This window comes from Dehalogenimonas sp. NIT-SK1, from assembly GCF_055384165.1.
Genome location: NZ_AP042352.1, coordinates 1,654,006 through 1,667,297, shown reverse-complemented (window position 1 = coordinate 1,667,297; position 13,292 = coordinate 1,654,006). Strand labels below are relative to the sequence as shown.

General features: G+C 54.7%; 10 protein-coding genes and 1 other RNA gene. 5 read left to right on the top strand and 6 right to left on the bottom strand.

The window, feature by feature from the left end:
* Nucleotides 1-404 precede the first annotated feature (404 nt).
* From ssrA to ACZ48S_RS08650, 3 genes are all read right to left on the bottom strand, one after another.
* Nucleotides 405-759: a transfer-messenger RNA gene (gene ssrA / locus ACZ48S_RS08660) on the bottom strand.
* Nucleotides 760-765: 6 nt separating this feature from the next.
* Nucleotides 766-1,224, bottom strand: a complete 459-nt coding sequence (smpB, locus tag ACZ48S_RS08655) for an SsrA-binding protein SmpB (protein WP_464212670.1) — start codon at nt 1,222-1,224, stop codon at nt 766-768.
* Nucleotides 1,225-1,310: 86 nt separating this feature from the next.
* Nucleotides 1,311-1,889, bottom strand: coding sequence for a DsbA family oxidoreductase (locus tag ACZ48S_RS08650; RefSeq protein ID WP_464214596.1), 579 nt, complete (start codon nt 1,887-1,889; stop codon nt 1,311-1,313).
* A 165-nt stretch (nt 1,890-2,054) separates the two neighbouring features.
* Between ACZ48S_RS08650 and ACZ48S_RS08645 the strand changes: the two genes are divergently transcribed.
* Nucleotides 2,055-3,044: a universal stress protein gene (locus tag ACZ48S_RS08645; protein WP_464212668.1), complete on the top strand. Its 990-nt coding sequence runs from the start codon at nt 2,055-2,057 to the stop codon at nt 3,042-3,044.
* Nucleotides 3,045-3,106: 62 nt separating this feature from the next.
* Here the strand turns inward: ACZ48S_RS08645 and hcp are convergent, their stop codons facing one another.
* Entirely contained in the window at nt 3,107-4,669 is a 1,563-nt protein-coding gene (gene hcp / locus ACZ48S_RS08640) for a hydroxylamine reductase (protein WP_464212666.1), read from the bottom strand.
* Nucleotides 4,670-4,875: 206 nt separating this feature from the next.
* On the bottom strand, nt 4,876-6,849 hold the full coding sequence (locus ACZ48S_RS08635; protein ID WP_464212664.1) for an ABC-F family ATP-binding cassette domain-containing protein: 1,974 nt from the start codon (nt 6,847-6,849) through the stop codon (nt 4,876-4,878).
* A gap of 187 nt (nt 6,850-7,036) precedes the next feature.
* Here ACZ48S_RS08635 and ACZ48S_RS08630 point away from each other — a divergent pair, with 187 nt between their 5' ends.
* The 4 genes from ACZ48S_RS08630 (at nt 7,037) to ACZ48S_RS08615 (ending at nt 10,914) form a co-directional block, all read left to right on the top strand.
* Entirely contained in the window at nt 7,037-7,567 is a 531-nt protein-coding gene (locus ACZ48S_RS08630) for a ribonuclease H-like domain-containing protein (protein ID WP_464212662.1), read from the top strand.
* Nucleotides 7,568-7,611: 44 nt separating this feature from the next.
* On the top strand, nt 7,612-8,253 hold the full coding sequence (locus ACZ48S_RS08625; protein WP_464212660.1) for an ABC transporter ATP-binding protein: 642 nt from the start codon (nt 7,612-7,614) through the stop codon (nt 8,251-8,253).
* Nucleotides 8,250-9,026 carry an ABC transporter permease gene (locus ACZ48S_RS08620; RefSeq protein WP_464212658.1) on the top strand — a complete coding sequence of 259 codons (777 nt, stop codon included), beginning with the start codon at nt 8,250-8,252 and terminating at the stop codon, nt 9,024-9,026. Before ACZ48S_RS08625 ends, ACZ48S_RS08620 begins: the two co-directional genes overlap by 4 nt.
* Nucleotides 9,027-9,129: 103 nt before the next feature.
* Nucleotides 9,130-10,914: a BCCT family transporter gene (locus ACZ48S_RS08615; RefSeq protein ID WP_464212656.1), complete on the top strand. Its 1,785-nt coding sequence runs from the start codon at nt 9,130-9,132 to the stop codon at nt 10,912-10,914.
* A gap of 171 nt (nt 10,915-11,085) precedes the next feature.
* On the opposite strand, the gene ACZ48S_RS08610 is transcribed toward ACZ48S_RS08615, so the two are convergent.
* Nucleotides 11,086-13,284, bottom strand: a complete 2,199-nt coding sequence (locus ACZ48S_RS08610; RefSeq protein ID WP_464212654.1) for a PAS domain S-box protein — start codon at nt 13,282-13,284, stop codon at nt 11,086-11,088.
* Nucleotides 13,285-13,292: the final 8 nt, after the last annotated feature.

The window sequence follows — 13,292 nt, the reverse complement described above, 5'->3', positions numbered from 1 at the left end:
CAATAAAGAACGGGAAGCTGTCAAAAACAAACTGTACAGAATAGCTAAGGTCTATGCCGAAGGCTACATCCCTGAGCCGGAATATGATAGACAGAAACAATCACTTGAAATGAGTTTAGAATCGCTGGTAGTACCGGATTATAACGCTGCAGAGGCAGCCGGAAAACTGATTATGGATTTACCGAAATTATGGACTAAGGCTTCTTTGACTGAGCAGAGGAAGATCTTACTGACCATGCTTGATGCCGTTTATATTGATGCTAAGCAGACTAAAAGCATAATAGCTATCAGACCGAAACCACCCTTCAGGCCTATATTCAGGGTAGCTTCATCCAAGGCTGGATCCAAGATAAAAATAATAAACGAGCCACTGAATTCTTCACCCAATGGCTCGGCTGTGTTTCTGGTGGAGACGGGGGAGAGTCGAACTCCCCGTCCAGAGAAGACTGTCCGAAATCTACTACAGGCTTAGCCGGATCTTTGTTTCTTGCCCGCTGAGCTTCAACCGGCGGAATCTCACCGGGCCAGCCGATTTTTCTTTCGCATCCCTTATCGGCGTCTGGTTTGCGGCACCCCGACTGTCGGCACCCGGTCCGCACCCGTCGGGGTGGGGTGTGGCGGATGCGCTAGCTGTTTTTAGCCAGCGAGAACGAGTTCACGTTCGCCAATTGTTTTTTTGCCGCCAGGATTAATGAGCTTAGCGACAAGCTCAGCCTGCAATTCCGTAACTAACCTCCACTGTCGAAACCACGCGTCCCCAGGTTGTTATTTGAGCCGGCTCTTTAGCACCCGGCCGAGCTCACGGTCGGAATCACGCTTTTTGATGACCTCCCGCTTGTCATAGAGCTTCTTACCTTTGCCGACCGCCACTTCCACCTTGGCCAAGTTGCCCTTGATGTAAAGCTTGGTCGGCACCAGCGTCAGCCCCTGCTCCTTGATGCGGGCCAGCATCTGGCGCATTTCCTTTTTATGGAGGAGCAGTTTGCGTCGCCTCGTCGGCTCGTGGCTCATATATGAACCAGGGTCATAACGGGCAATGTGGGCGTTTAAGAGCCACATTTCGCCTTTGTCCGGCCGCACATAGGCGTCCCCCAGGCTTATCCGGCCGCCGCGGATGGATTTTATCTCCGTCCCGGTCAGCACCAGCCCCGCTTCAATCGGATTGCTGATATAGTAATTGTGGTACGCTTTGTGGTTGGTGGCGACGACTTTCTTCTCAACCATATGCCCTTATTATATCATAAAAATATTATGTCCAGTAAAATCAGGTCGCGGTTTGCTGTCGTACTCCAGAGCAGGGTGTAGATGCTTCAGCTGCCGGTGTCTGTCTCCGGCGGTGTTTCCAGTCCCAGGCTGTCGAAGATTTCGCGGAACTTTTCCAGCGGCTGGGCGCCGACGATGGCATAACGGTCATTAACGATAAAAGTCGGAACCCCGGTAATCCCCAGTTGTCGTCCCTGTTCCTGTGATTGCCGCAGGCGTTCCTGGTAACGCCCTTCGTCAATGGCTCGCTGTATTTCAGCGGCGTCCAGGCCGGCTCGTTCGGCGGTTTCAGCGATGACCTCTTTCAGACCGATGTTCTGCCCCCGGGCGAACACCGCCTCCAGCATTTCCCGGTGAAACTCTTCAAACCTGCCCTGGTCCCGGGCATATTCGGCTCCCGCCAGTGCCGGTGCCGAATTGGCCAGCAGACCCGCCGGCTGATAAGGCAGCCCCAGTTCTTCGGCGCGGTTCCGCAGCATGGCCTTCATCCGGTTAAGGTCCTCGGGATGGTAGTTTCCGCTCAGGTCAGCCCCTTCCGGGGGTGTTTCCGGGTGTATCTCAAACCCCAGCCAGGTATCCTCGATATCATATTCATCTCGCAGGTTGTCGACAAGTCCCTTGCCGATATAGCAGAACGGTCAGATATAGTCGGAATAGATGGTTAATTTTATGGTCATACCTTTATTATAGAGGACATCTCCCAGCTGCCAAAACAGAGGATAGCCCTATCCGGCTGTTTACGCCGGTGGTATTATTATATGGGGCGGATTATTAAGCTGAGGAGGTGCCTTATGTTTCGAAAAATATTGGTTCCTCTGGATGGTTCTGAGCCCGCCGAGCTGGCTCTGTCCTGCGCCGAAGAGATGGCCGGCCGCATGGGATCTAAGGTCATTCTGCTTGGAGTGCTGGAAAGCGGCGGCGCGCGTTATGAGAATCTCTACCGCTGTTACCTGGAAAGCCGGGCTGAAAAGCTTAAGGAAAAGGTGCTGGAAAACGGTGGCCCTGATGCTGTGGTAACACCGTTGCTGCTAAAAGAGTTTCAGGAAGAAGACCTGGTTTCCGAAGAACCTCCTGGAAGGGACATGGGCCACCCGGCTGCTGATATTATACATGCTGCCGCGGAACAGGGTGCCAGTATCATCCTGATGGCTACCCAGGGATACTCGGGTTTCCGCCGGTTGGCCCTCAGCAGTGTAGCCGATGCTATCGTCCGTGGGTCCGGTTTACCGGTTCTGCTGGTGCGCCCGGGCTCCTGCTCCGGCCCGGGCCGGGGAGAAATTTGCCGCAACATCGTAGTCCCCCTGGACGGTTCGGCCATGGCCGAAAGTTCTCTGGCGGTTGTTGAAGACATGGCCCAAAAGATGTGCGGCCAGGGCATGCGGGTCAGCCTGGTTCATGTATCCGTCGAGCGGCGTTCAGCCGCTTCTGATGAACTGAGCGCGTCATTCTTGGAAAATGTGGAAAACCCGGAACGGGCCGGAAGCGGTCAGAAAGCCGAATCTTATGTTCAGCAAGCGGAAAGATACCTGAAACAGGCGGCTGTAAGACTGGAAGCCCTGGGTGTTGCCGTCGCTTGCGCGGTGCGGTCGGGCAAGCCGGAAGAAGAGATCGCCGGACTGGCCGCTGAATCCGGGGCTACCATGGTGGTCATGGCCTGCCACGCCCGGTCCGGGATTGGGCGCTATATCATGGGCAGTACCGCTGACCGGGTCATGCGGCTGGTAGATGCCTCGGTACTGCTGTTGCGGCCGCATAAGCCGCAGCCGCCCGGTGTGGAATAGTTTTCAATAAAAAGAAAGCACCCGCCTGGGCCACAGGCGGGTGCTTTCTGATATCTGGCCGGTCAGGACAAAATGGCTTTCAGATCCTCTTCCGGTGTAGAGATCGGCGTCAGGCCGAACTTCTCCACCAGCACCTGGAGTACATTCGGTGAAATAAAAGCCGGCAGTGAAGGCCCCAGCCGAATATTTTTAATGCCCAGGGCCAGCAGGGTCAGCAGGATGCACACGGCTTTCTGTTCATACCAGGAAAGCACCAGTGAAAGCGGCAGGTCGTTGACCCCGCACTCAAAAGCTTCAGCCAGCGCTGTAGCGATACGGATAGCGGAGTAGGCGTCGTTGCACTGGCCAATGTCCAGCAGCCGCGGCAGTCCGCCGATGGTGCCCAGGTCCAGGTCGTTGAAGCGGTACTTGCCGCATGCCAGTGTCAGCACCACCGTATCGGCGGGTGAACTTTCTACCAGTTCAGTATAGTAATTGCGGCCGGGCCGGGCGCCGTCACAGCCGCCGACCAGCAGGAAATGCTTGACCGCGCCGCTCTTAACCGCCCCGATAATTTGTTCCGCCGCGCCCAATACTGCGTTACGTCCGAATCCGGTGGTAAGTTCCCGGCCGCCGTTGATGCCGCTGTTTTTCCGGCGTTCCCCGTAGCCGCCCAGTTCCAGCGCTTTGGAGATGACCGGAGAATAATCTATCCGTCCCTCTTTTTCCGCCAGGTGCTTCAGGCCGGGATAGGCCACCACCGCCGAGGTGAATACCCGGTCTATGTAGGACGGCTTGGGCGGCATCAGGCAGTTGGTATTAAAGACCACCGGCCCGGGTATAGCGTCGAACTCTTTCTGCTGGTTCTGCCAGGCGGTACCGAAGTTGCCTTTCAGGTGAGCGTATTTTTTTAGACCGGGGTAGCCGTGGGCCGGCAGCATTTCGCCGTGAGTATAAACATTTATCCCTTTCCCCTCGGTCTGCTCCAGCAGTTCTTTCAGGTCCAGCAGGTCATGGCCGCTTATTACGATGAACGGACCGGGTTCAATAACGGTGCTGACCCTGGTTGGTTCCGGATGACCGAACGTTCCGGTGTTGGCCGCGTCCAGCAGCTCCATGCACTTCAGGTTGACCTGGCCGAACTCCATCAGCAGCCCCAGCCATTCTTCCACCGTATGTTCTGCCCCCACTTCCCGCAGGCCTTTGTACAGCCAGCCGGTCACTTCAGGGTCGGTCTTGCCCAGCACCAGCGCGTGCCAGGCGTAGGCGGCCATGCCCCGCAGGCCGAACAGTAGCGTTGAGCGCAGTGAAACCGCGTCGGCGTCTCCCTGCCACAGGTCTGCCGCCTCATAATTTTGGCTGCCGCCCAGTTTAACCGTTTCAGCGCGCGCCTTTGCCACCAGTTCATCAACCCGGCGGTCATCAAAGTTGACGTTGGTAATAGTGGCGAATAAACCCCGCATAATCAGTCCGTCAACGGACGCGTTTGTTTCCTTTCCTTCGGCGGACCGCGCCAGGTCTATCATGGCCGCGGTTAGTTCGTCCTGCTTGCCCGCGGTCACCGCTGACTTGCCGCAGGCCCCGACTTTGGTGCAGCCTTTGCCGCCGACAGTCTGTTCACACTGAAAACAAAACATTTCGCTCAAGTAATTGTCTCCTCTGTAAAATATTCAGCCTCTCCGGATAACCGGGAAGCTGTAAAATCAGTATATTGGGAAATCTAATTGATGAATATGATATGGCTCAAGTTGCCGGGAAAATTACCGAAGCAATCTCAGACCTCTGTTTTGATATCGGATACTGGTTGGCACAAGGCTTGTTAAAAGTGACTTGGAATTTGGGGATTATCGTCCTATCCCATGCTTTCCAGTTCCGCCGCCATATCTGTTTTCAGCCGCTCCTCTTCCATGGTCAGCCGTTCCCACTCCCCGGTCAGATTGCTCACGCTTTCCTGCAGTTGGCGGTGCCTGTCAATGCGGCTGACAACCTCCTCGGAATCCGAGTAAGCCGCCGGGTCGGCCATTTCCGTTTCCACCTTCTTCAGCTCTGTTTCCGCTGAATCCAGTTTTTTTTCAACTTCAGCCAACCGCTTTCGGACCGGTTTCAGTTGTTGGTTGTACTGGTTGCGCACTGCCCCGGCCGCTGCCCGCCGCTGGCGCGGCTCAGAAGCTTGAGCTTCAATCCGGTCCGTCCCGCCGCTCTCGGCGGAGTTTTCGTCGGACTGCTGCTGCCGGTGATACAAAAACTCGTCATAGTCACCGGGGAAGACGGCTGCCTGTCCCTGGCTGACCTCGATTATCCGGTTGGCCGCCTGCCGAATCAGCGTACGGTCGTGGGTGATAAAGCACAGCGTACCGTCGTAATCCGTCAGCGCGTCGGACAGAATTTCCCGTGAGGCGATGTCCAGGTGATTGGTTGGTTCGTCCAGCAGCAGCAGATTGGCTGGCTGCGTCAGCATCTTGGCCAGGGCCAGCCGCGCCCGCTCACCGCCGGATAGCATTTCAATTTTCTTCTGTACGTCGTCTCCGGTAAAAAGAAATCCGCCCAGTATTGACCGGAGACGCTGTTCCGTTTCATCCGGCGCCGCTTGCCGTAGCTCTTCCAGCATGGTATTGCCCGGCTTGAGCAGTTCCAGCTGGTGCTGGGCGTAGTATGCCGTGATGATGTTGTGGCCCAACCGTCGTTCACCCTGGTCGAAATCCAGTACTCCGGCCAGTATTTTCAGCAGGGTGCTTTTGCCGGCGCCGTTGGGCCCGATAATGGCCGCTTTATCACCGCGGCGCAGCAGCAGGTTTAAATCCTGATAAACGGTCTTGTTTCCATATTTCTTGGTTATCCGGTTCAGTTTGATGACCTCTTCGCCGCCTCGCGGCGGCTGGGGGAAGCTGAACTTTATTCTCTTGCTCAGCCGGGGTACTTCAATGCGTTTGACTTTATCCAGCGCCTTGATGCGGGACTGCACCTGCCGCGCCTTGGTAGCTTTTGCCCGGAAACGTTCAATAAACCGTGTTTCCTTTTCCAGTTTTACCGCCTGCCGGGCGGCGGCTGTTTCCAGTGCTTCCAATTCTGCCTGCCTGGCTTTTACATAATCGTTGTGATTGCCGGGATAAACATCAGCTTTGCCGTTTTCCAGGGCTATCACCCGGGTGATTATCCGGTTCAGAAACGCCCGGTCATGCGAAGTCAACAACACCGCCCCCTGGTATTGCGCCAGGTAGTTTTCAAACCACAACTGGGTTTCCAGGTCCAGGTGATTGGTTGGTTCGTCCAATAGCAGCAGGTCGGGATTCTGCAGCAGTATCCGGCCCAGCTCCGCCCGCATAATCCAGCCGCCGCTGAAGGTGGATAGTGGTTTGCTGAAGTCATTTTCCTTGAAACCCAGGCCGGTCAGGATTACCCTGGCTTCCTGCTCCAGGTTGTAGCCGCCTCCGGCTTCAAAGCGGTGCTGCAGTTCGCCCAGTTCCCGCAGCAGGCTGTTTTTTTCTTCTTGCCGCAGCCCGTTTTCGGCCAGTTCCTGCCGCAGTACCTTGATGCGGTGCTCCAGGCCTGCTATATGCCCGGCGCCGGCTACCGTCTGCTCAAGCAGCGGCAGTGTTGACTGGGCGTCCGCCTCTTGCCGCAGATAGCCGATGGTAATGCCCCGGGGTCGGCTGATGGTGCCGTTGTCGGCCGGAATCTGCCCGACGATTATCTCAAACAGCGTGGTCTTCCCGGCGCCGTTGGGGCCCAAAAGTGCCGTGCGATCCCGTGCCCCGATGTGAAAACTCACCCCGGAGAATAGTTCTCGGGCACCGAATGACTTGGATATGTCGTTTAAACTTAGCATGACAGACTGGTATTATAACGACGACAAGAAGCTTTTGTGAAATACCGGGAAATTATTCCAAAATCCCTCATCTCCATATGATAGCCCAGCATCCGAGGTTTAAAGCTGCCTATCTCGCACTATATACCAAACCCCGTTACGTGCTAAAATAACCTTTTTAAAGGGAATTTCAGGAGTAATTTAGCGCGTGTGTGATGCCTATCTGGATATTGAAACCACCGGCCTGTCTTTCCAGTATTCAGCCATAACCGTAATCGGTGTTTATCTGGATGATGGTGTTGGCACTGAACTGGTGCAGCTGGTTGGTGATGATGCCACCCGGGATAATTTGTCGCGGATTTTTGAAAAGGTCCGCACCGTCTACACCTTCAACGGCAGCCGGTTTGATTTGCCTTTTATCCGGCGAGCCCTTGGGTTGGATTTAAGCGCCATGGCTGATCATCATGATTTGATGTATGAATGCTGGCGCTGTAATCTGAGAGGCGGTTTTAAAGCTGTGGAGCAGCGCCTGGGTATCGGTCGCAACCTGTGCGGTATCAACGGCGCCGATGCGGTGATGCTGTGGCGGCAGTACCGGTACTCCGATAACGCCGCCGCCCTGGCCACGTTGCTGGAGTACAACAAAGAAGACGTGATAAACCTGAAAACTCTCCGGCAGAAGCTGGCTGAGCGCCGGGCTGACGGAATTGCGCCGGTGGTTCCGCAGCGCACCGTTTAGAGTGTTGGTGTCTTGGTTTATTCAACTCGGCAAAAGAGGCGCTGGTGTTCAGACTGACAGACGTAAAATACGCGGATTACCTGAATATACCGGAACTTCAGATTGAGGGCGGTCAGATTACCACCCTCTTCGGTCCCAGCGGCAGCGGTAAAACTACTATATTGAAGCTGTTGAACAAGCTGATATCTCCCACCTCCGGCCAAGTTTTGTTTAACGGACGGGACCTGTCGCTGATTGATTCCATTGAACACCGCCGGGAAGTGGTCATGCTCTCCCAGGACCCGGTAGTCTTTGCCGGCAGTGTGCGGGACAATCTTAATGCCGGGCTGGTTTTCCGGCAGCAGCCGCCGCGGGATGACGCTAAGCTGAAACACCTGCTGGAGCAGGTAAAGCTGGATAAACCGCTTGAGGCCCCGGCCGGCAACTTGTCCGGCGGTGAGAAGCAGCGGCTGGCTTTAGCCCGGGTGCTGCTTCTTGACCCGCGGGTCTATCTTCTGGATGAACCTTCTTCATCCCTGGATGATGAAACAGCTGTCCTGGTCCATGACATGCTGGTTCGCCGTTCCCGGGCGGAAAACAAGACCATGGTTTTTGTAACCCATTCCCGGTCAATAGCTGAGAGTTATTCAGATGTAATTGTTCGCATTGCGCCCGGAGGTTTTATCGGAGGCATCGACAAAACATGAACGGCATACTTGACCTGGCTGTCTGGCAGGTGGTAGCCGCTTATATTTTTGTGGTTATTGTCCTGTTCATCGTACGCAAGCGGGGTATCAGCCGGGAGCGGGAAATTGTGCTGGCTACCCTGCGCATGACGCTGCAGCTGGTGCTGGTCGGCTACGTCCTGGTCTTTGTCTTTGACAATCCCAACCCCTTTATCACTGCCGGCATCATCGTGTTAATGGAAGTATTTGCTGTCTACACTGTCATCAGGAAGTTTCGGGGGGAACTTTCTCCCGGTTTGAAAAAAGCCGTCGTTTTTTCCATGGCAATCGGCACTTCCATATGCCTGCTTTTCTTTCTGCTGGTGGTGGTGGGTGTTACCCCATGGTATAACCCGCAGTACTTCATTCCCATCGCCGGGATGTTTATCGGCAATTCCATGACCGCTCTTTCACTGGGTGTGAAATCCCTTACTGAAGGCATGGTTACCCAGAAACACCTGGTGGAAGAAGCCCTCATCCTGGGCGCTTCACCCAGGTCAGCCACCAGCGGCATCATCAACAGCACCTTTGATTCAGCCATTATGCCCACCATCAATTCCATGCTTGGCATGGGCATCGTCTTCCTCCCCGGCCTGATGACGGGGCAGATACTGGCCGGAGTTTCGCCCACCACCGCCATCGCCTATCAGATCGCCATCATGTTCGGCATCCTGGGCGCGGTGGCTCTGTCGGTTATCCTGATGCTGCAGCTGGGCTACCGTTCCTTTTTTAATAAAGACGCCCAGCTCATCTGAACCCGTCAGATTGACGCGGGACCATTTAGCTTATACCATTATACTTTGTGTGCTTTAAGCAACGTAAAAGAAACCATGCAACTCAGGATGATGAAACCGGCTGATGGATGAACAAACCCAGCTAGCCTCCAGGAAAGAACTGGCTCGCAAATTGGAAGAGGCCGAGGCTGAAGCCAGGCAAAAGGCCATTCAGCAAGCCCGGCTGTGCAAAGGCTTGGAGTTTATGCCCAGCTTCATTTCCTGTGATGATACCTGGGTTCCGGAAGCCGATGCGGGCAACTGGAAAAGATACGGCTTCAATTTTCAGCCGTTTGTAACCCTGGTTTTTGTGGCCCTGCTGGCTGTCTTCATCGGGCTGACTCTTTCCTTGCCGGAACAGGCGGAATCGGTATTTGACGGCGCTTTGGGATTCATCACCTCCAACATCGGCTGGTTTTTAATACTTGTCTCAACCGTCTTTGTCGTCGCGGTTTTGTATTTTGCCGTAAGCAGATTCGGCAATATCAGGCTGGGCGGAAAGAATGCCCTGCCGGAATTCTCAAACTGGGGTTGGTACGCCATGCTGCTCAGCGCCGGTATGGGTATCGGGTTGATGTTCTGGAGTGTGGCTGAGCCGGTCACCCATCTTCATACGCCGCCGCCCATATTCGGCAGCCTGGATCCGGGTTCTGCGGAGGCCGCCCAATCAGCGTTGGTTACCACCTTTTTCCACTGGGGCCTGCATCCCTGGGCTATCTATGCCCTGGTGGGTCTGGGCCTGGCTTTCTTCGCATTCAACAAGGGTTTGCCACTGACCATCCGGTCCATTTTCTATCCCCTGATAGGGGACAGGATATACGGTTTATGGGGCCATGTCATTGATGTCCTGTCGGTGATGGCTACCATGATGGGTCTGGCTACCTCGCTTGGCCTGGGAGTGACGCAGGTGAATGCCGGTTTGAACTATTTATTCGGCATAGAGTTGAGTACCGGCATGCAGGTAGTTTTAATCCTGGCCATCACCGGCATCGCCACCGGCTCTATTGTGCTGGGCCTTGACCGGGGGATTAAACGGCTGAGCCAGCTCAATATGATTATCGCCGGTGTTTTCCTGGTCGCGGTTCTGGTGCTGGGACCAACCGTATATATACTCAGCGGCTTTACCCAGGGTATCGGAGCCTACTTGGGGCAGCTTCTTGAGATGAGTTTATGGGCGGAGGTCTTCAGCGGCTCTGACTGGCAGGGAGCCTGGACCGTTTTCTACTGGGCATGGTGGATTTCCTGGTCTCCTTTTGTCGGCATGTTCATAGCCCGTATTTCCAAGGGACGGACCATTCGGGAGTTTGTATTCGGTGTACTCTTATTTCCCACCATAGTTTCCTTCCTGTGGATGGCCGTATTCGGTGGTAGCGGGCTGTTTTTTGAAACCAACGGCATGGCTGATATTATCTCCCGGATACAGACCGACGAATCGCTGGCGCTTTTTGCCATGCTGGAAAACCTGCCGCTTTCCAGCGTCATGTTTGTGATTGGTATCGTGCTGGTGGTGGTTTTCTTTGTTACTTCTTCAGATTCCGGTTCCCTGGTGGTCAACCATCTTACTTCAGCCGGCACACTGAAAGCCCCTGCCCGGCAAAGGGTTTTCTGGGCGCTGCTGGAAGGACTGGTAGCCATTACCCTGCTGGTTGGCGGCGGGCTGGTGGCCCTGAGAACCGCGGCTATTACCACCGCGCTGCCGTTCGCCTTTATACTGCTGATAATGGTGTATTCCCTGTATATCGGTTTGCGACACGAGTACGGAATTGAGGAAAGCGTCAGGAAGAAGCTGGAGGAAGTCGAGGAAAAGCACTTCCTGGATGAGGCTATTGCCGAAGCAAACAAAGACAAACAAAAAGCAGCCGATAATTAGTTAAGCCGGTATAGCGCGTCTTGAGGTTAAATTCAGCTTCACCCCTTAGGTCCACATGATAGAGGTCAAAATCCAAGCCAAAAAAGTTCCTCAGCCTGTTTCCGGCATCCTGAAATCGCCGGCGCTGTGGCCCGGCATGCCTTGAATATGCTGAGCTGAAAAACCCCGATGTTAGGCGCTGTCCCGGCTTTTTTCTCCTGCCTCCGCCTCCGGCAACTCAATAATAAAGCTGGTGCCCTTTTCGTCGCTTTCCGCCCAGATCTTTCCATTGTGGTTGCTGATTATGCCGTAGCAGATGGACAATCCCAGCCCGGTGCCCTTGCCTTCGGGTTTGGTGGTGAAGAAGGGGTTGAACAGCCGGTTCAGGTTTTCCGGCGGTATCGGCGGGCCGTCATTAGTAAAGCCCAGGCGCACTCCTGAATCGGTATTTTTTGTGGTAATGAGCAGCTTGCCGCTCTTATGCTGTTCCTTCATTACATATTCGGCGTTGATGATGATATTGAGAAACACCTGCTGCATCTGAGCCGGGTCGGCATCGACTTCCCGCAGTCCCGGGTCAAGTTCCGTCAGCACCTGTATATTTCCGGTTCTCAATTCGTATTCCCTCAGTTTCAGCGTTTCGCTGATTATGTCGTTAAGATGCACCCGGCTGCTGGAAGGGTCGTGGCGCCGGGCAAAGGTCAGCATATTGCGCACTACCTTGACCGTCCTTTGAGCCTCGCTGTGAATGATGTCAATTTCTTCGCGGATGACGGAGGGCAGGTCTTTATCCTTGAGCAGTTCGGCAAAACCGATAACCCCGGTCAAGGGGTTGTTTATCTCATGGGCGATTCCGGCGGCCATTTCGCCCACTGAAGCCAGCCGGTCGGTTATTATCAGCTTCTGCTCCATTTCCTTGCGTTCAGTGATATCCCGGGCGATTCCCATCATATAATCCCGTTCGTTGAGCCGGATAAGCTGGGCGTGCACTTCCACCGGTATTTCAGCGCCGTCCCTGCCACGGTGAGTTGTTTCAAAGACCGCCTGGCCTTTGCTGCTGACGGTGGTCATTATTCCCTGCAATCGGTCCTTTGTGTTTTCAATCAGGATGTCATCCAGCTTAAGGACGCTGAATTCTTCTCGACTGTAGCCCAGGGCGGCATAAGCCTGCTCATTGAAATAGGTAAATTCACGGGAAGCGGCATCTATGACGTAAATACCGTCAATAGAAGCGTCCAGCAGCCTGGCCCGTAGCTTAAGTTCCTGTTCTGCCTGGTGCTTGCCGGTTACGTCCCACACCGTGGAAATAACCAGGTTCTGTTCAGTCAGCGGAATATTGATGGCGCTGACGAAATGCTTTGTCCCGTCCTGGTGGGTAACCGGTACGTTTTCCCAGGTCATTCGCCCGGGATCACCGGACTCAACGTCGTTCATCACCCGCTCCCGGATGCCGCGGCGGAACTCCGGGTCAGGATAGACGTGTTCAAAGAATTTGTCCACGTCAGAAATTATTTTCTGCGGCCAGCCGTAGATTTCCTCGAATTTCTGGTTCATGTATTCAAACGGCTGACCTGGAGCGTTGACCGCCAGGCCCAGCGGCAGGTTATCGGTAACTGTTTCAATGAATTCATTGCGCCGGGTCAGTTCTTTCATTATTCGGGTGGTCTCAGCGCGCTTGCGGATTTTTTCTATTCCCAGCGATAGGTCCTGGGACAGTTCCAATACCAGCCCGTATTCTTCCTCATCGGTAAAAGCCTTCGGGTTGTGGGAGCAGATAGTGAAGCTGCCGATGGTCTGGTCATGCGAGCGCAGCGGTAAAGATATGGCGGCGGCGAAGCGGCCGTTGGCACATTCTTCCTTGACTACTGGATGCACTTCTTCCGTCAGTTCTCGCCCCAGCGTTTTCAGGCACAGCTCAAAATCCACTTCCTCGCCGGCGTAGGCTGCCGGCTTTAGAGTGCCTGTTTCGTCGGTCAGGGCAATCCATGTCAGGTCATAATTCGGGTTTTGGGTGGTGCGCCGGCAGGCCTTGTCCAGCAGCGCCGCTTCATTTTCTTCATTGACAATCAGCTGGTTGATATCCCGTATCAGCCCCAGCACCTGGTTGAGGTGGTTGATTTTGCTTTCGTCCCTTTGTAATTGCCGGTTGCTCTGGTACAGCCTTTTCATCGGGCGGCGGATGAGCAGGAACAGCAGCAGGGTGGTGGCGGCAACAAAGAGCAGCCCTTTGACTGTCTGCAGTTCCGCAACCTGGTCCGGGTCGCTGACCATGGCTGAGAGTATCCGGTCGGAGAATATGATCCATAGGATGGAAAGCGCCAGGTATATCGCGGAGATAACCAGGGGGCTGCGGTTCTGGGGGAGGGACAGCCGGGAAGAATATTTCCTCATACTGGTCC